This is a genomic window from Arthrobacter sp. NA-172 (genome assembly GCF_043952055.1).
Taxonomy (GTDB): domain Bacteria; phylum Actinomycetota; class Actinomycetes; order Actinomycetales; family Micrococcaceae; genus Arthrobacter.
The window spans coordinates 1048986-1067511 of record NZ_JBINOT010000001.1 but is presented as its reverse complement, the minus strand read 5'-3'; the positions used below and the strand labels follow the sequence as shown (position 1 = coordinate 1067511).

The following is an 18526-nucleotide window of genomic DNA, read 5'->3' as shown; positions in this document are numbered from 1 at the left end:
CTTGCAGCCATGAGCGGCGGAGTCGACTCCGCCGTTGCAGCCGCCCGCGCCGTCGAGGCGGGGCACGACGTCGTCGGCGTCCACTTGGCGCTGTCCCGGATGCCAGGAACTTTGCGTACGGGCAGCCGCGGGTGCTGCACGATCGAAGACTCGCGTGACGCCTGGCGTGCGTGCGACGTGCTCGGGATTCCCTACTACGTATGGGACTTTTCGGAACGCTTCAAAGAAGACGTCGTCCAGGACTTCATTGATGAATACGCCGCAGGCCGCACCCCCAACCCGTGCATGCGCTGCAACGAGCGGATCAAATTTGCTGCCCTGTTGGAGAAGGCCATTGCGCTCGGCTTTGACGCCGTCTGCACGGGACACTACGCCAAGGTCATCCAGGATGCCGAGGGCAATCCCGAGCTCCACCGTGCGGCCGATTGGGCCAAGGACCAGAGCTATGTACTAGGCGTCCTGACCCACGAGCAGCTCAAGCATTCCATGTTCCCGCTGGCTGAGACTCCCTCCAAGGCAGAGGTCCGGGCAGAGGCCGAGCGGCGCGGACTGTCCGTGGCAAACAAGCCGGACAGCCACGACATCTGCTTCATCCCCGACGGCGATACGGCTGGTTGGCTTGCCGAGAAGATCGAAATGACCACGGGTGAAATTGTGGACGAGACCGGCGTCAAGGTGGGGGAGCACCCGGGCGCCAATGCGTTCACCGTCGGCCAGCGCCGCGGGCTCAAGCTGGGTACCCCGGCCGCTGACGGCAAGCCGCGCTTCGTGCTGGAAATCCGGCCCAAGGAAAACAAAGTGGTGGTAGGACCGGAAGCCATGCTCGCCATCGACGAAATCCGCGGAATCAAAGTGTCTTGGGCCGGGTTGCCCATCGCCGAAGTTGCTTCCGGCGCCGAGTTCGACTGCTACGCCCAGGTGCGTGCACACGGCGACCCCGTTCCTGCCAAGGCATCTGTACAGCGGCACAATGATGAATCCGGAGTCGAGCGCGAAGGCCTCGTAGTGACGCTCATTGATCCCCTCCGCGGAGTGGCCCCGGGGCAGACCATCGTGCTCTACCAGGGCACGCGCGTGTTGGGCCAGGCAACCATCGACGCCGCCCGTTCGCTCCAGCGCGAAGCGCTCTAGGCAGGCACAACCAACAGCGGCACTCTAGACGGGCCCTCAGGACTCTGAAGGTTCCTTTGGCGTGCCCGGCGCACCCTTTCCGCTACTCGCGTAGCTGACTTTGCGGCCAAAGAAAAGTAAATTTTGTGTCTCAACTCACAAAATCAAACGTTTCACCAGAAAAGCTTCTGATTGAATCGTGGAGTCAGGAGATGTGCTCCTAGGAAATTACCGACGGCGGTTCGCCGTATCCATCGAACAGAAAGTTCACTGATGGCATTGAACAAAAAAGCCTTGCGAAGCGCTATCGCGTTCGCGGGCATCTCCGTATTCGCTTTGACGGCCTGCACGGGCCCGTCCGGCGGTGGCGGTTCTGCTTCTTCAGCTGCCAGCGCCCCGATCGCTTACGGCACGACCGACAAAGTGACCGCGCTCGATCCCGCGGGTTCGTACGACAACGGTTCCTTCATGGTGATGAATCAGGTCTATTCCTTCCTCCTCAACTCGAAGCCGGGAAGCGCGGAGCCTGTTCCGGACTTGGCGGAGTCGGCGTCGTTCACGTCCCCCACCGAGTTCACCGTGAAGCTGAAGGCCGGACTGAAGTGGGCCAATGGCCACACGCTGGACTCCACGGACGTCAAGTTTTCCTTTGACCGCCAGCTCAAGATCAACGACCCCGCCGGTCCGGCCAGCTTGCTCGCAAACCTGGACAGCGTCAGCACCCCTGATGCGAACACCGCGGTTTTCAAGCTGAAGCTCGCCAACGACCAGACGTTTGCGCAGATCCTCAGCAGCCCGGCCGCGCCGATTGTCGACCACCAGGTCTTCCCGGCGGACAAGCTCCTTTCCGATGATGACATCATCAAGGCCAAGGCTTTCTACGGTCAGTACACGATCGACAGCTACAAAAAGAACGAGCTCATCAGCCTCAAGGCCTACCCGGACTACAAGGGTGTACTGGGCAAGCCGGCCAATGATGCAGCGACCATCAAGTACTACGCCGAGCCGACCAACATGAAGCTGGACATCCAGCAGGGCAACATCGACGTTGCCAACCGTAGCCTCAGCGCCACAGACGTCGACGACCTCAAGAAGGACTCGAAGGTCAAGGTAAACGTTGGCCCGGGCGGCGAAATCCGCTACATCACGTTCAACTTCGACACCATGCCGTTCGGCGCCAAGGCGGCCGGCGCGGACCCGACCAAGGCATTGGCAGTGCGCCAGGCCATCGCCAACCTCGTTGACCGCCAGGGCAATCGCAGACCAGGTCTACAAGGGCACTTACCTGCCGTTGTACTCGAACGTCCCCAGCGGATTCCTCGGCGCGAACGAGTCGTTCAAGGACGCATACGGCGACGGCAGCGGCAAGCCGAGCCTCGACAAGGCCAAGAAGGTTCTCACCGACGCCGGAGTCAAGGACGTTGTGACCTTGAACCTCCAGTACAACCCGGACCACTACGGCAAGTCCTCGGGCGACGAGTACGCCATGATCAAGGACCAGCTGGAGAAGTCGGGCCTCTTCAAGGTCAACCTGCAGTCCACCGAATGGGTGACCTACAGCAAGGCCAGCCGTGCCGATGAATACCCGCTGTTCCAGTTTGGCTGGTTCCCGGACTTCAGCGACGCCGACAACTACCTCTCACCGTTCTTCCCGAACGGCGGCTTCCTGAAGAACCACTACAACAACCCGGCAGTGACGGATCTGATCAACAAGCAGCTGACCACCACGGACAAGACGGCCCGCGAGTCGGCTATCAAGGACACCCAGAACGCATTGGCGAAGGACATTTCCACTTTGCCGCTGCTCCAGGGTGTCCCAGGCTGCCATCTCGGCGAAGGGCGTGAACGGCGTCGACAAGACGCTTGACGCTTCCTTCAAGTTCCGACTGGGAACTGTTTCAAAGTAAGCAGCCGGTAGGGGGAGGCGGGTGCCAACAGGTGCTTTGCCTCCCCTTATTGCTGATTGCCTCACATTTTGAGCAAAACCCCGCGCGATCCGCGGGCAATGAACTTTAGGTAGCAATGACAACACTTATAGAGGTGCCCGACGTCGAACCGGACGCGGTCGCTCCCAAGAGCAAATCAGCGGGCGGGGGTCTGGGCAGGTACATCGTGGTCAGGTTTTTCCTGATCATCCCCACGATCTTTATCCTCGTGACTCTGGTCTTCTTCCTCATGCGGGTCATCGGAGACCCCATCACCGCCGCCCAAGGTGGGCGGCTTCCTCCGGACGTCCTCGCTCAGCGAATTCACGACGCCGGCTACGACCGGCCGATTATCGTCCAGTACTTCGAATACCTCGGCCAGCTGGTCACCGGCAACTTCGGTACCACCATTACCGACCGGCGCCCCGTCGTCGAGATGCTGTCGACTTTCGGCGCAGCCACCCTTGAGCTGTCAATCAACGCACTGATCGTGGCCCTCGCCGTCGGCATCCCGCTTGGACTGATTGCCGCACAGCGCCGCGACAAGTCCGCAGATGCTTTCCTCCGGTGCTTCGCGATCCTTTGCTACGCCACGCCGGTCTTCTTCTCGGGCCTCCTGCTCAAGCTGACGTTTTCCGTCTGGCTCGGCTGGCTCCCGGTGGCCGGCCGGGTCTCCACCCGCACCGAGCTGACCATGGGCCAATTGGCCTCCCCGAGCGGCATCTACTGGCTCGACGCCCTGCGTAGCGGCGACTTCACTGCCCTGGGTGACATCATCTCGCACGCTATTTTGCCCGCTATTGCCCTGGGCCTCCTCACCGCCGGCGTCTTCCTGCGCCTGGTCCGCACCAACGTCATCGGCACCCTGGGCAAGGACTACGTCGAGGCCGGCCGATCACGTGGCGTCAGCGAGTTCCGGCTGGTGACCAAGCACGCCTACAAGCCGGCGCTCATCCCCATCATCACCGTCATGGGCTTGCAGATCGCGCTCATGCTCGGTGGAGCCGTGCTCACCGAGACCACCTTTGAATGGAAGGGACTCGGCTATCAGCTGGTCCAGTACCTGAACGCCAGGGACTTCGTAGCGGTTCAGGGCATTGTGGTGCTGCTGGCTGTCATCGTCGCATTTACTAACTTCGTCGTGGACGTCGTCGCCGCGCTGATTGACCCGCGAGTGAGGTACTGACATGAGCACTTCGACAATTTCAGGACGGAAGAAGTCCTTCCTGTCCGGACTCCCAGTCATTTCCCACGTGAACAAGAGCGTTGGCCTCCAGCGGGGCATGCTCATCACCGGGCTGGTACTCACCGGACTTTTCCTGCTGTCTACGGTCCTGGCACCGTTCATTGCCCCGTACGGGTATGCGCAGCTCAGCGACGCTTCCGGTACTTTCCCCACGCAGGAAGCTCCCAGCAGCAAGCACTTCCTCGGCACCACCGTCGGCGGTTACGACGTCCTGTCCCGGGTTCTCTGGGGTTCTCAGACCGCGGTGACCGTGATCGTCGTCGCCGTGGCGATGTCCATCTTCCTCGGTGTCGCGCTTGGTCTCCTCAGCGGCTATTTCGGTGGCTGGCTGGACCGGGTCCTCGTGGTTATCGCGGACGCCATCTATGCCTTCCCGTCCCTGCTTCTGGCGATCGTCATGTCCATCGTCATCAGCCGTGGCCAGTCGAGTTTCTGGGGCGGCATCCTTGCTTGCGCCTTCTCGATCACTGTGGTGTTCGTTCCTCAGTATTTCCGCGTGATCCGGGCCGAAACCATCCGGCTCAAGGCTGAGCCGTTTGTGGAATCGGCCATGGTCCTGGGTGCGTCCAGCCTGCGGATCATCACCCGCCACATCTTCAAGAACGCGACCCGGACACTGCCATTGATGTTCACGCTGAATGCTTCGGAGGCCATCCTGACTCTTGCAGGCCTCGGCTTCCTGGGTTTCGGCATCGAGCCGTCTTCCGCCGCTGAATGGGGCTTCGACCTCAACAAGGCCATGGCCGATGCATCCTCCGGCATTTGGTGGACCGGCGTCTTCCCCGGTATCGCCATCGTCCTCACCGTGCTCGGTTTGACCTTGGTCGGCGAGAGCATCAACGACCTCAATGACCCCCGCCTTCGCGGACGTAAGCGGGCCGGGAGCAAAGCCTCAGGAACAAAGGCAGGCACGAACACAGAGGCCACCACCGCTCCCAAACCAGAAACAGGCAGCCCAGAAGCAGGTAAGGCATGACCACCAACATCGGCAACATTTCGGACCAGCCATTGCCCTCCGGACAGCCCGTCCTGAACATCGAGCGGCTCAAAGTCACGTTTGCGACGGACGGCGGCGACGTCTACGCCGTCAAGGACGTCAGTCTCGAGGTCAAAGCCGGCGAAGTCCTGGCGATCGTGGGGGAGTCAGGCTCCGGCAAGACTGTCACGGCCAAGTCCATTCTCGGTCTGCTCCCGGAAACGGCCATCAGCTCGGGAACGGTGCTGATCAAGGGCAACAACGTCATCAGCGTCAGCGCGTCCAAACTGCGCAAGATCCGCGGCCGTGACGTGGCGATGGTCTTCCAGGAACCCTCCACCGCCTTGAACCCGGTGTTCACCGTCGGCTGGCAGATCGCCGAAGGCATCCGGGCCCATGCCTCGGACGGACACCGGATATCGGCCAAGGAAGCCAAGAAACGGGCTACCGAAGCGCTGCGGAAGGTGGGCATCCCCGATCCCGAAATTCGGGTCAACTATTATCCCCACCAGCTTTCCGGTGGCCAGAAGCAACGCGTGGTCATCGCAGCCGCCCTCGCCTTGAACCCGGGCCTCATTGTGGCGGACGAGCCGACGACGGCCCTGGACGTCACCGTCCAGGCCGAGATCCTGCAGCTGCTCCGGGACCTGCGGGACAAGTACGGCACCTCTATTGTGCTCATTACGCACAACATGGGTGTGGTGGCTGACCTGGCCGACCGTGTGGTGGTCATGTACCAGGGCGACGTCGTGGAGGAAGCTTCGGCGAAGGTACTGTTCGCCGAGCCCAAGCAGGATTACACCAAGAAGCTGTTGGCCGCCGTGCCCCACCTTGGCCGCAACTCAGCGTCCGAAGGGGCCACCGAACGGTTGCACCAAAGCGGAAAGATCCTGGTCGAGGCCAAGAACCTCACCATCGAGTATCCGGGCCGCCTTGGCAAGCCGGGCTTCAAAGCGGTGGACAATGTCAGCTTCACGCTCTCCGAGAACGAGGTCTTCGGCCTGGTTGGCGAGTCCGGATCGGGCAAGTCCACCATCGGCCGGACCATTGCGGGCCTCAACCGGGCAACCGGCGGCAGCCTCAAGGTCCTCGGCTACGAAATGCTGGGCTTCAAGGAGCACACGTTCAAGCCGTTGCGCAAGGACATCGGCTTCGTCTTCCAGGATCCGGCAGCGTCTTTAACCCGCACCTGACCATCGGCGAATGCGTTGCGGAACCGCTGCTGATCCATACTCGCCCGAGTCCTGCCCAAGCACGCCTGCGTGTGGCGCAGTTGCTCGAGTCGGTTCAGCTACCGGCGTCGTACGCCGAGCGCTTCCCGCACGAGCTCTCGGGCGGACAGCGCCAGCGCGCTTCGTTGGCGCGATCGCTCGCGCTCAATCCGCGCCTCCTGATTGCCGATGAGCCCACCTCGGCCCTCGACGTTTCGGTGCAGGCAAAGGTCCTGGAACTGTTCAAGGACATCCAGGAAGAGTTCGGCTTCGCCGCCCTGTTCATCAGCCACGACCTCGCCGTGGTGGACATTCTTTCCCATTGGGTGGGCGTGTTGTACAAGGGCGAGCTCGTGGAGCAGGGGATCGGCAGCCAGATCATGGGCAATCCCCAGCACGACTACACCCGGAGGCTCATCGCCTCGCTGCCGGTACCGGATCCTGACGAACAGGCCCGACGCCGGGAAGAGCACCGCGCGCTGCTGGGCATCTAGCCCGCCCTCCAAGCAGCGATCCGTAAGACGCGCATGCCCGCCCTTCTCCGCGAAGGGCGGGCATGCGCGTTCTATCGGGGCTATTCGGACACGATGCTGATGTTGAAGAGCTTGTCCTTCGGCCGGCGCATGAAGATCTGGAGCCATAGCGGCATCCACATTTCAAGGCCGCGCGCGGCATCGAGCCCGCCCAGGTCGTGGATGTGTTCCGGGATCCAGCCGAACTCCCGCAAGAGCGCGACGACGGTGGCTTTCGCGTCGTCGTCGTTCCCCGCCACGAAGACGTCATGTGCTCCCTCGGCAAGCCTGAGCGGGTCGACCATCAGGGGAGCAGTCAAGGTGTTGAGGGCCTTGACCACACGGGCGTTGGGGAAGGCACGCTGGATGGTTTCGGCGATGCTGTCGGTGTTGCAGACGGAGAGCGACGGCGGGAAGCCGGCGGAAAAGTCCAGCGGGTTGGACACATCCACCAGGACCTTGCCCGCAAGGTTTGCTGTGCCGGCTTCGCTCAACGCCGCCAGCGAGACGGTGCCCGGGGTTGCGTTGACCACGATCTCGGCCATGGCGGCGGCCTGCGCGAAGGAACCGGAGCTTGCTCCGGGACCCGACTGTGCCGCCCACGCCGTCCCCTTGGGATTGCCGGCCTCCCGGGAACCCATCATGACCTCGTGGCCCATCGCTACCAATTTGCCGGCCAGGGTGTGCCCCACCATTCCGGTGCCAAGAACTGCGATTTTCATGCGTGCTCCTTATCATCGGCGCGGACATGCCCATTCTGCCCCTCAAGGGCCGGCCGGCACACCCTAGACTGGAGGAATGACCGAGCAGAACCACGCCCTCCCCGACGCCGACTCCTTCGATCCCTCCGCCAGCTCCCTCGCTGGCCGCGTGGACCAGGCCGTTATGGACGAGTTGCTCTCCATCCGCTCCAGCATCGACAACATCGACGCCACCCTGGTCTTCCTCCTCGCGGAACGCTTCAAGGCCACCCAGAAAGTGGGCGTCCTCAAGGCAACGCACAAGCTTCCCGCCGGGGACCCGGGCCGCGAGTCCGCCCAGATTGCGCGGCTCCGCCGGCTCGCCGAAGAAGCGCACCTCGACCCTGCCTTCGCCGAGAAATTCCTGAATTTCATCATTAGTGAGGTCATCCGGCACCACGACGCAATCGCCGAAGGCCACCAGGCTTCCATCGCGCAGGCCTGAACACGTGCCTGCCGAAACCGCGCAGGACCAGGTCACCGCCACGGCGTTGGGGCCTTGGCCCGGGACGGATCCCGTTGAGGCTACACGGGTCATCCGGGGCGAGCTGGGCAGTCCGCACTTGCCGTTCCTGGCAGAACTTCCGGACCGTGGCGTCGGTTCCGACGCGCTCGGCCGGACCGCATCCCTTCTAGTTGACTTGGCCATCGATGTGCAGCCGCACGGCTGGCGCCTGGTTGACCGCCCGGGAAAAGACCTCCGGCGTGCGAAGTCCGCCCTTGCGACGGACATCAACGTCCTTGCCGACATTGCCGGCTCGGAAGAATCCTCCGCTGAAGAACTGAAGATCCAGCTCCGCGGCCCCATGAGCCTCGCTGCGGGCTTGTACCTGCACAACGGGGAGCGCGCCCTCCTTGATTACGGCGCCCGCAGGGACATCGCGGAGTCGCTGGCGGCCGGTGTCGCCGAGCACGTGTCCCGGCTCCGCGCTGCAGTGCCGGGCGCCGGGCTGGTGATCCAGCTCGACGAACCGGACATTGCTTCCGTGTTGGCCGGCACCATTCCCACGGCGAGCGGTTACCGCACTCTGCGCTCCATCCCGGGCGAGGAGGTCACGGCTGCCTGGCGGCTGGTGATCGACGCGCTGTGCGCCGCCGGCGTGGCGGAAACAGTAGTGTCCGTTCCTGAAATCGAAGCACCCATCCAGCAGATATTTGCCTCCGGGGCCGACGGCGTTGCGCTTCCTCTCAAAGCGCTGACTACGCGCCAGTGGGAGCACCTTGCCACGGCGGTGGAGGCGGGCAAACGCGTCTGGGCCGGGGCCTTGCCTACAGAAAATCCGGGGGCTTCCTTGCCGCGCACCTCCGATCTGGTGGCCACGGTCTGGCGGCCTTGGCACCAGCTTGGCTTGCCGGCGTCGAGCCTGGGCGCCGTGCGCGTGACGCCGTCGGACGGGCTGGCCGGGTACTCGCCGTCGGGCGCCAAAGAGGTCCTGAACCGCCTGACCCAGCTCGCTGATGGGCTGAACCAGCTGGCGCTCGGTTAGCTTTCGCCTCCTCCCGATGCGCTACACCCGCCGTTCCCAGCGGTCCGGCTCGGCATAACGCGGGAGCCCGACGGCGGCGGTGGCGGTCCGTGTGGCTGCCGCACCATCCCCGTTGGGCAGCGAGGGTGCCAGACGATAGTCGAAGGAACCTGCGTATATAAGGACCAGGCCGACGTGTTTTTGGAGCACCTTCACCTGGATCCGATGCTTGCCATCTGCCGCGTCCCACCATTGTTCCGCGTAGGCTGTCGCGTCAAGGGAAGCCGGCAAGGTGAGTCTAAGGGGACCCAGGAACAACCGCGAGGCGCTTGAGACGCCGCGAAGCCGCCCTTCGGGTGTGACATCCAGGTCAAGTGCCGTGGCGAGCCTGCGGTAGCGGCCGAGGTAGTCGATGAGCCGGGTGCCGCCGTGGCTGGTTTCCGCGACGGTGGTGTCCTGGAACAGCCGGGTACGCCCGGGAAAGAAGATTTCGCGCCGGGCCGTCAGGCTGGACCGCCCGAACGGGTCGAGGTGCGCATGGTTTTCGATGCGGAACGGGACGCGTTCGCCGTACTCCGGGAAGAACGCCTGTTCCCCGGAAACGGTGGCAAGGAGGGGCCGGAGCCATGCCTGCCGGCAACCGACCACGTCGAACACGCCCTCGCCGATTCCGTAGGATCCGGCACCTGGCGCAAGGGAGAAATACTCCTGCAGTTCAGGCTGCAGCTGACGGAACTTGGTGCCTAGCGCCAACTCGTAAATCGGAGTGCTCATGGTGGTTCCTCGGTGCTCGGTGCTCGGTAATCGGTAATCGGTAATCGGTAGTCGGTGTTCGGTGTCGGGTTCCGCGACTGGACGCAACGCGCGTGATTCGGCTACAAGCGGCCCGCTGCCTTCAGCCGAATGTACGCGTCTGCGAGGCGCGGCGGGAGTTCAAGCGGCTCGGCGTCGACCACCTCGGCGCCAAGCTGGCGCAACTGGGCGCTGACCGCTTCACGGTCGAGGAGGGCACGTTCGGCGGCGGAGGCACGGAAGACATGGCTCGCCGTCGTCCGTTCTTCCTTCATCCGGCCTAGCAGAGGGTCCCGGACCGACGCGACCAGCACCACGTGCTGCCGGACCAGTTGCGCCACCAAGGGAATGAGTCCTTCCTCCGGGGCTCCGCCGTCGATCGACGTCAAGAGCACCACCAGTGAACGGTGCGCGGATATTGCCCGGACCTGGGCCGGGATCTGGCCCCAGTCCATCTCGATGAGTTCGGCTTCGAGGGGAGCCATGGCCTGGACCAGGGAGCCGAGGAGATTTCCCTTGGCTGCTGAATCGACGCGTCCGCGGATGCGTCGATCGAAGGCGAAGAAATCCACGCGGTCTCCGCCCCGCTCTGCGAGCACAGCCAACAGGAGGGCTGCCTCGATCCCGGTATCCAGGCGGGGCTCGTCCTCGATCCTTGCTGCTGCCGTGCGCGAGGTGTCGAGCATGATCACCACGCGGCGGTCCCGTTCGGGACGCCAGGTCCGGACGACGACGGCGGTGCGGCGCGCGGTTGCGCGCCAATCGATCGAGCGGACATCGTCGCCCCGGACGTAGTCGCGGAGGGAATCGAACTCCGTGCCTGCCCCACGGATCTGGACGGCCGCCTTGCCGTCGAGTTCCCGTAGTTTGCGCAGCTTGGAGGGTAGGTGCCGCTTGGAGTGGAACGGCGGAAGCACCCGCAGCCGGCCAGGAAGGGGTACCGTTCGTTGCCTCGCGGCCAGGCCGAGGGGGCCGAAAGAACGCAGCGTGACGTGCGGCGCTGCAAGATCGCCGCGACGTGTTGGCCTTAGCCGTACCGATATCCGACGCCGCTCGCCGGCAGGAATTTCGACGCGCTGGACCGGGGCGACAGTGCCCGCGGATGGTTGCCAGGCGTCCCGCACGAGGGCGCGGAGAGTCCGTCGATTACCGTTGTGCAGTGTCAGTATGGATTCCGTGTCCGAGTGGAGGGTGACATTGCCCGGATCCTTTCGCTGAAGAACAACTTTCGCCGGCGACGCGGCCAACAGAATGTCAGACAGCACGGCCGCCAACAGCACGGCGACGATGAGCAGGACCGTTCCCCAGCCGGGAAAAAGCACCAGAGGAGCCAACGCGGCGAATGCCACCAGCACCAGACGGCCTGTGATTGCCATTCAGTACCCCGGGACGGTCATGGGACGCGGCCTCATCAGCGCGGCACAGGCACGGAAGCCAGGATGCTGCCCAGCACATCGTCCACCTGGACCCCGTCCATCTGGGCTTCGGGACGAAGGCCCACCCGGTGCCGCAAACACGGCAGGGACAGGGCTTTGACATCATCAGGGGTCACGAAATTGCGGCCCGACAACCAGGCCCACGCCCGCGCTGTGTTCAGCAACGCGGTGGCGCCACGTGGGGAGACTCCCAGCTGGAACGACGGGGCAGCTCGCGTCGCCCGGACCACGTCCACAATGTAGGCGAGGATCTCCGGGGCGACCGTCACTCCGGCGACAGCCTCGCGGGCGTTATTGAGTTCGGCGGCGCCGGCCACCGGCCTGACTCCGGCAGCCAGCAGGTTGCGCGGATCAAAGCCTTCCGAGTGCCTGCGGATCACTTCGATTTCCTCGGCACGGCCGGGCAACGGCATGGAGAGCTTGAGGAGGAACCGGTCCAGTTGTGCCTCAGGCAGGGGATAGGTTCCTTCGTATTCCACGGGGTTCTGCGTTGCGGCGACGATGAACGGCGATGGCAAGGGACGGGAGATTCCGTCCACGGATACCTGACGCTCTTCCATGGCCTCCAGCAAGGAGGCCTGGGTCTTCGGCGGCGTTCGATTGATTTCGTCCGCCAACATGATGTTGGTGAAGACCGGTCCCTCGCGGAACGTGAAGTCCGAGGTGCGGGAATCGTAAACGAGCGAGCCCGTGACGTCACCAGGCATGAGGTCCGGGGTGAACTGGACGCGCTTCGTGTCCAAGCTCAGCGCCGTGGACAAAGCTCGCACCAGTAGCGTCTTGGCAACTCCGGGCACTCCTTCAAGGAGAACGTGACCACCACAGAGCAGCGCGATGAGCATGCCCGTCACGGTCGCATCCTGCCCGACCACGGCCTTGCCCACTTCGTGGCGGACGTCCAGCAGCGCCTTGCGGGCGGGATCGGACTCCGCAGAGGTCCGGACCTGCTGGCCTGGGTTGACCGCCGCGGCCTCGTGGGCAGATTGCTGGTGTGCGGGTTGCTGTTGTTGTGTGGGCGCTTGCGCCGGTGGCCACGGCGATGCCGATCCTCCCGAGTAGCCGGAGTTACCGTCGGTGAAGCCGCTTGCTTGGGTGCTCATCGGGCTATTGCCTCCTGCTCGAGTTTTTCAATGCTTTGTGCCCACCGGACCAGTTCGGATTCAGTGCGGGGCCGATGGTCCAACAGTAGGCTCCGCAGCTCGTGTGCCGGCCGGTCGATTTTTCCGGCCACAGCGCCAAGGACTGCGTCCGCACCGGCGTCGGGGCCAAGCCGGAAATGCTTGGCAAGCCTCGTCAAAGTGCCCGCGCGGAGATTGTCTGCGGCCCGGCCCACTGCGCGGGAGTCCTGGATAGGCGGGCGCGTCCTTCGGCCGTCTCTGCGGCCTTGACCACCACGGGCAATGGTTCGAACACGAGCGGCCCGAGCCGCCGTCCGCGCCACAGGACAGCGAGCACGGCGACCACCGCCAGCCAGAGTCCCAGGAAGCCAACCCACGGCGGCGCCAGTTCATCGAGAGTCGGCGGACTGCCGTCCCTCGGCACATCTCCCAGTCCCGGGAGGTACCAGATGAGGTCCGGGGCAGCTCCAAGGGCCCGGAAGGCCAATGCCGCATTGCCCTCCTCTTGCAGAAGACCGTTGCTGAGCAGGGCCGTGCTGCCGAGAACCACCAGCCGTCCGTCTGCGCTGGCCGCGTACATGCCGCCGTCGCTGCTGCCTGGCCTATAGCAAATCGTGTCGGCTCCCGTGTAGAGGAACCCGTCCTTGCCGGAGACAGGCCCCGCGGCGAGTGGATCCGTTTGCCCGCATCCGGGTTCCAACGTTGAATTGCCGCTCGGGACCACCCCGGCGGACCGGATCCCGCTACCCAGTCCGGTGAGAGTCCTGTAGCCAGCGGACACCACCACCACGCGGCCGGCCGACCCCAGCAGGGCGTGTAGCTGCGTGGAGTCGAGGTAACCGTTGCGGTCATACAACAAGACGGTGGCGTCTGGGCTCTTGGCTAGGAGTGAAGTGGTGGTGGTGAACGCATCGGATTCCGTGACCGTGACGCCATGCCGCCGGAGGATTTCGGCCGCTGCCATGGCACCGTTCGGCGCCGGATTACGGGCAGACAGGGGTGTTTTGTCCGTGTTGGCCGGGGACTCGGCCACGGAGACTACGCCCAGCACGGCGACGATTCCTCCGATGATGATCCAAGCCATGTGACGCCGTGACCAGCCCCGCAACAGGGCGGGCCAATGGGCTTTTCGCGCGTCCGGAGTTTCGTCCGGGGTTTCGTCCGGGGTTCTGTCCGGAGTTCCATCGGCGGCGGAGCTGGGCGAACTGTGTTCAGCGGCTCTGCTGGAATTCAAAGTCATCGCGGTACCGCCAAGCCGTTGCCTGGCTTGTCCGGCGAAGTCGGGTTTCATCGCCGACATTTCCATGTCCAACGCGAGGACGGAAGCGTGATCGGCGGCGGTGGCAGGAGCCTTGCCGTATTTCACCCCGTCGAACAGCGCTGCGGCGTTCTTAAGGTTCGAACTGGCGGTCCCGAAGGCGCGCCCCAATTGAGCCGCCGCCTCATCCGCTGTCCGGCCAGCCTGAATATCAATGACCGCCCGGTCCTCAGCCGAACGAACCACTGCGCGGAACTGCTCGACGACGGCCGTCTGCCAGTCTTCACGGGCCGCCGCGGCGGATGCCCGGGCGCGGAAAACATCGGCATTCGCGGACACTTCGCCGTCGAAAACCTCCGCCGATTCCTTCCGTCGGGCATTCAGCCGCGGTCTGACCACCATTACGGCAACCACGATGAGGACCACTGCCAGCGCGCCGATCACCGGCAAGCTGATATTCGTCCCGTTGAGGGAACCGCTGTTCAGGGAGCGCAGCCACTCGAGAAACTGGTTCCATATGTCATCGATCCATGAGGGTTTGGCTGATGCGTATTGCGCCTTGGAGAGTTCCTCAGCTGCCCACCGGCGGGCCTCCTCACGGTTTGGATCAACGGGAGGCTCGAAGGCAGGAAAAAGGGCGATGGAAACGGACGCAGGGGTCATCCTGTTGGCGAACCCTGACCGGTCATGGGCGGCCATGTCGGCGCACCGGCTTGATGCGCCGTGCGGCGGCCGGGAATGCCGTCGGGATCTTCTCCAGTCTCCAGGAGCCGCAGCAGTTCCACATCCAATCCGTCACGCCGCATCCGCAGATCCATATAGATCAGCGCTGCCACTGAGGTTTTGAAGGCGAAGCCGACCGCACTCACCAAGGTTGCGACGATCATCGACACCACCACCAGGACAACGGAGGTTGTGGTCACTTGTTGGACGCCGGCATGGGGGGCGAAGACCGAGGTCATTGCGCCTGACGCCAGGCTGAGAGGTATTTGGATGACCTGTTCGACGACTCCCACGATAAAGGAAACCAGAAGCGTGATGCCAAAGATCCGCCACCAGTTCCTTGTGGTGAGGGTCCAGGAAGCGCCGAAGGCCGGCAAAGACGCCGATCCCTTCTATTGTGATGGCTGCTGGCGCCACCAGGACCTTGGTATAGACCCAGGCAAAGATGACTGCGGCCCCGATCACTAAAGGAAGAACCAAAAGCAACCCGGCCGGGCCCGCGCCAGCCACGATCAGGGCGGACAGCACTGCTAGAACCACGAAGAACAGTAGTGATCCGGCAAGCAGGAGGAAAGCGAAACCCACAAGGGGCCAGATACGGGAACGGGCCAAGGACCACATTTGCTTGAACCCGGTGGGGCGGTTCAACGCCGATCTCGCGACCGGGATTGACATCACACCTTGGAGGATGGAGGCGAGCACCATGGCCAGCATTGAAATGCCCAGGATCCCCGCAACCATGCCGAGGATCGGGCCGAGGTATTGCATGGCCTCGGACTGGGTCCTGAAACCTCCCACAGGGGTCTGGGCGATGCCAAGCATTCCCAGCGTGGCGGCACCGCTCAAGACCGCAGTAATTCCTTGGACTATGAGAGCGGAACCGAACATGGTTTTGGCGTTCCGGCGGATGGTTTGAAAGGCGCCGTCCATGATCTCGCCGAACAAGAGCGGACGGAGCGGCACGATTCCGGGCTTCGGGGGAGCGACATAACGGGGCTGGCCGTACGGGGGGGGACCGCCTGCCGGCCAGCGGGGATCGGCCGGGGCGCCCCAAGACTGCCCGGGAAACTGGGGAGGACCCCACTGTGGCTGGGCGCCCGGCTGGGGAGGACCCCACTGTGGCTGGGTACCCCACGGCGCTTGCGGTCCCTGTTCAGGTCCGTTGCCGGGATATGGCTGTGACACGTTTTCCTCCCCAAAAGATGCGGTCCGCAGCAATGCACGGACCCTGTGGGGGACCGTTCGCTCCAGCCTATAGTTCCGCCGTCGCGCCTCATAGCCCATTGCGCTTGCGAGCCGCATCGCGCCATGCCGTGATCCGGCTCAACGGGACAAAGGCTAGGGGATAAGGGAATATATAACTATGAAGGCACGCATCCTGGTAGTAGACGACGACGAAGCGCTGGCTGAAATGATCGGCATCGTGCTGCGGAACGACGGCTTCGACCCGGTCTTTTGCGCCGACGGAGGGCAGGCACTCGAGGTCTTTCGTTCCTCGAAGCCCGATCTTGTCCTGCTTGACCTGATGCTGCCCGGGTCCGACGGCATCGAAGTGTGCCGCCAGATCCGCGGGGAGTCCGACGTTCCCATCGTCATGCTGACCGCAAAATCGGACACTTCCGATGTTGTCCGCGGCCTCGAATCCGGTGCCGATGACTACGTGCCCAAGCCTTTCAAGCCGGCCGAACTCGTGGCCCGGGTTCGCGCCCGGCTTCGCCCGGGAGACCAGAAAGCCCCTGAGACCCTGCGGATTGCCGACGTCACAGTTGACGTAGCGGGCCACTTGGTGACGCGGGGCGGAGAACGGATTTCGCTGACGCCCCTGAAGTTTGATCTGTTGGTGGCGCTGGCGCGCAAGCCTTGGCAGGTATTCACACGGGAACTGCTCCTCGAGCAGGTGTGGGGTTACCGCCACGCTGCCGACACGCGGCTGGTCAACGTCCATGTCCAGAGGCTGAGGTCAAAGATCGAGCGTGATCCGGAAGCCCCCGAAGTTGTATTGACGGTTCGTGGTGTCGGATATAAAGCAGGTTCCTGAGTCTTCCACCGGTGAGTCCGGAAGCGGCCAGGCGGCAGAAACCCCGGCTGAGGTCGATCACCACGGTGCGGGACATCCGGTTCCGGAGCACACCGACGCCCGGGCGCTGAACCTCCCCTGGAATCCTGAACGTACCCGGATCTGGACTCGCCGCGCCCTGATCCTGACGCTGCGTGTATCCCGTTTGGTGGTGACGGGCCTTCGCCACATTCGTCCGGGAATCCGGTATTTGTGGCGCGCATTGATCCGCCGGTGGCGCCGCTCGCTTGAGTTCAGGACCGTGGCCGTGACCATCGTCCTGTCGATCATGTCCTTTGCGGTGGTCGGCGCGTACCTCTCCAATCAAATAGCGAACAACCTGTTCCAGGAGCGGCTGAAGCAAGCCGAATCCGAGAGCCGCTACTACGTGAAGCAAGTCCAGGACACCTTCGACGGTTCGCAGGCCAACGACCAATCGAGTGTCATCACGCTCGTCTACGACACCCTCAAGGCAGTGGAGGGCAACGGGTCGGTCATCCAGCGGCGATACGTCTTCGAAGCCATGCCTGAACAAACCAAGCCGCGCAACCGCTGGGTGGAATCGCGGGCATCGGACCAATTGACGGTCCGCGTCATCCCCCCGGCACTGCGCAAATCGGTTCAGGAATCAGGCAAGGATCAGTACTGGGCGTCCACGGAGTTCCCGGTCGGCAACCAGGACCACCCGGGCATCGCCGTCGGAAACAAAGTCACCTTCAACGGCACCGTCTACGAGCTCTACCTCCTCTACGACCTGGACACGGCCCAACAAACCCTGGATGAGATCCAAAACGTCCTGTGGGCTGGCGGCGCCGCGCTCATCCTGATGATCGGCGGTATCGCCTGGTACGTGACCAGGAAACGTCGTGAGTCCGGTGAGCCATGCCGCCGTCGTCTCCGAAAAGCTGGCCGCCGGCCAGTTGCAGGAGCGAATGGTGGTCAAGGGTGAAGACGAGGTGGCCAGATTGGGTGCCTCCTTCAACCACATGGCGGCGAGCCTGCAGGAACAGATTACGCAGTTGGCCACCTTGTCCCAGATGCAGCAACGGTTCGTGTCCGACGTATCCCACGAACTGCGCACACCGCTTACCACCGTCCGGATGGCAGCCGAGGTGCTGTATGACGCCCGGGACGAATTCGATCCCATCAACAAGCGCTCCGCGGAACTGCTGTACAACCAGGTGGAGCGTTTCCAATCGTTGCTCTCGGACCTGCTGGAGATTTCGCGCTTCGACGCCGGTGCTGCGGTTTTGGACGCTGAGCCCACCGATATTTTCCAAGTTGTAGCCCACGTTATCGACGGCGCCTCGCCGGTTGCCGCGGAATACGGCTCCGAAGTGCGTCTCACGTCCCGCCACAAGCGCATCATCGTGGAGATGGATGCCCGCAGGATCGACCGCATCCTGCGGAACCTGCTGCTCAACGCCGTCGAGCATGGTGAGGGGAGGCCGGTCCATGTCTCCGTCGCAGCCAACCATGACGCCGTAGCCATCTCGGTGCGCGACTTCGGCATCGGCATGACGCCTGCGGAGGCCGCGCGGGTCTTTGACCGCTTTTGGCGGGCAGATCCGGCCCGCGCACGGACCACAGGCGGCAGCGGCCTGGGGCTGTCCATCGCCGAGGAGGACACCAAGCTCCACAACGGTTGGCTGCAGGCGTGGGGCCGCAAAGGATCCGGGTCCAACTTCCGCCTGACTTTGCCCCTCAAGAAGGGAGGCACCATTGTGAAATCACCACTGCAGCTTGAACCCGCAGATGTCCACTTACCTGGCGCCGCCCCCGAGCGTCAGATGGTCGTCCTAGGGACGGGCGATGGGTCACCGGAGCAGGGTTTGGCGGCAGATCCAAGTGCCGACGACACTCCGGCCCTGCCGCCGGCAGGAGAGTCCGACGCCGATCACGCCCCCGGGGGGACCGCACCATGAGTTCCCGACGCCCCTACCTCCTCAAAGCGGTG

Annotated in this window: 12 protein-coding genes and 3 pseudogenes; 9 read left to right on the top strand and 6 right to left on the bottom strand. The window is 63.7% G+C overall.

The window, feature by feature from the left end; genetic code table 11:
• Window positions 1-9: 9 nt before the first annotated feature.
• From mnmA to ACF0H6_RS05300, 5 genes and pseudogenes are all read left to right on the top strand, one after another.
• Window positions 10-1131: a tRNA 2-thiouridine(34) synthase MnmA gene (mnmA, locus tag ACF0H6_RS05320; protein WP_395249887.1), complete on the top strand. Its 1122-nt coding sequence runs from the start codon at window positions 10-12 to the stop codon at window positions 1129-1131.
• 252 nt (window positions 1132-1383) lie between these two features.
• Window positions 1384-3017: pseudogene (locus ACF0H6_RS05315) on the top strand (ABC transporter substrate-binding protein).
• Between the two features lie 115 nt (window positions 3018-3132).
• A complete protein-coding gene (locus ACF0H6_RS05310) occupies window positions 3133-4221 on the top strand; it encodes an ABC transporter permease (RefSeq protein ID WP_395248736.1) in 1089 nt (362 codons plus the stop codon).
• Between the two features lies 1 nt (window position 4222).
• Window positions 4223-5257, top strand: coding sequence for an ABC transporter permease (locus tag ACF0H6_RS05305; protein ID WP_395248735.1), 1035 nt, complete (start codon window positions 4223-4225; stop codon window positions 5255-5257).
• Window positions 5254-6962 (top strand): annotated as a pseudogene (locus ACF0H6_RS05300) (dipeptide ABC transporter ATP-binding protein). Before ACF0H6_RS05305 ends, ACF0H6_RS05300 begins: the two are co-directional and overlap by 4 nt.
• 80 nt (window positions 6963-7042) lie before the next feature.
• Here the strand turns inward: ACF0H6_RS05300 and ACF0H6_RS05295 are convergent.
• On the bottom strand, window positions 7043-7702 hold the full coding sequence (locus ACF0H6_RS05295; protein WP_395248734.1) for an NADPH-dependent F420 reductase: 660 nt from the start codon (window positions 7700-7702) through the stop codon (window positions 7043-7045).
• A gap of 76 nt (window positions 7703-7778) precedes the next feature.
• On the opposite strand from ACF0H6_RS05295, the gene ACF0H6_RS05290 reads away from it, so the two are divergent.
• Window positions 7779-8165 carry a chorismate mutase gene (locus ACF0H6_RS05290; protein ID WP_395248733.1) on the top strand — a complete coding sequence of 129 codons (387 nt, stop codon included), beginning with the start codon at window positions 7779-7781 and terminating at the stop codon, window positions 8163-8165.
• Between the two features lie 4 nt (window positions 8166-8169).
• Window positions 8170-9207, top strand: a complete 1038-nt coding sequence (locus ACF0H6_RS05285) for a hypothetical protein (protein ID WP_395248732.1) — start codon at window positions 8170-8172, stop codon at window positions 9205-9207.
• 21 nt (window positions 9208-9228) lie between these two features.
• Here the strand turns inward: ACF0H6_RS05285 and ACF0H6_RS05280 are convergent, their stop codons facing one another.
• The 5 genes from ACF0H6_RS05280 to ACF0H6_RS05260 all read right to left on the bottom strand — a co-directional run bounded on the left by ACF0H6_RS05280 (window position 9229) and on the right by ACF0H6_RS05260 (window position 14890).
• Complete coding sequence (locus tag ACF0H6_RS05280) at window positions 9229-9960, bottom strand: DUF4166 domain-containing protein (RefSeq protein ID WP_395248731.1); 732 nt, start codon at window positions 9958-9960, stop codon at window positions 9229-9231.
• Window positions 9961-10061: 101 nt separating this feature from the next.
• Window positions 10062-11354 (bottom strand): DUF58 domain-containing protein, encoded by a 1293-nt coding sequence (locus ACF0H6_RS05275; RefSeq protein WP_395248730.1) that lies wholly within the window; start codon window positions 11352-11354, stop codon window positions 10062-10064.
• A 35-nt stretch (window positions 11355-11389) separates the two neighbouring features.
• Window positions 11390-12514, bottom strand: a complete 1125-nt coding sequence (locus tag ACF0H6_RS05270) for an AAA family ATPase (protein WP_395248729.1) — start codon at window positions 12512-12514, stop codon at window positions 11390-11392.
• A gap of 193 nt (window positions 12515-12707) precedes the next feature.
• Window positions 12708-14489 (bottom strand): DUF4350 domain-containing protein, encoded by a 1782-nt coding sequence (locus tag ACF0H6_RS05265; RefSeq protein ID WP_395248728.1) that lies wholly within the window; start codon window positions 14487-14489, stop codon window positions 12708-12710.
• A complete protein-coding gene (locus ACF0H6_RS05260; RefSeq protein WP_395248727.1) occupies window positions 14450-14890 on the bottom strand; it encodes a hypothetical protein in 441 nt (146 codons plus the stop codon). The genes ACF0H6_RS05265 and ACF0H6_RS05260 overlap by 40 nt, the downstream gene beginning before the upstream one ends.
• A 986-nt stretch (window positions 14891-15876) precedes the next feature.
• Between ACF0H6_RS05260 and mtrA the strand changes: the two genes are divergently transcribed.
• The gene (gene mtrA / locus ACF0H6_RS05255) at window positions 15877-16551 is read left to right on the top strand and encodes an MtrAB system response regulator MtrA (protein WP_395248726.1); all 675 of its coding nucleotides are present in this window, start codon (window positions 15877-15879) and stop codon (window positions 16549-16551) included.
• Window positions 16552-16657: 106 nt separating this feature from the next.
• Window positions 16658-18494: pseudogene (mtrB, locus tag ACF0H6_RS05250) on the top strand (MtrAB system histidine kinase MtrB).
• Window positions 18495-18526: the final 32 nt, after the last annotated feature.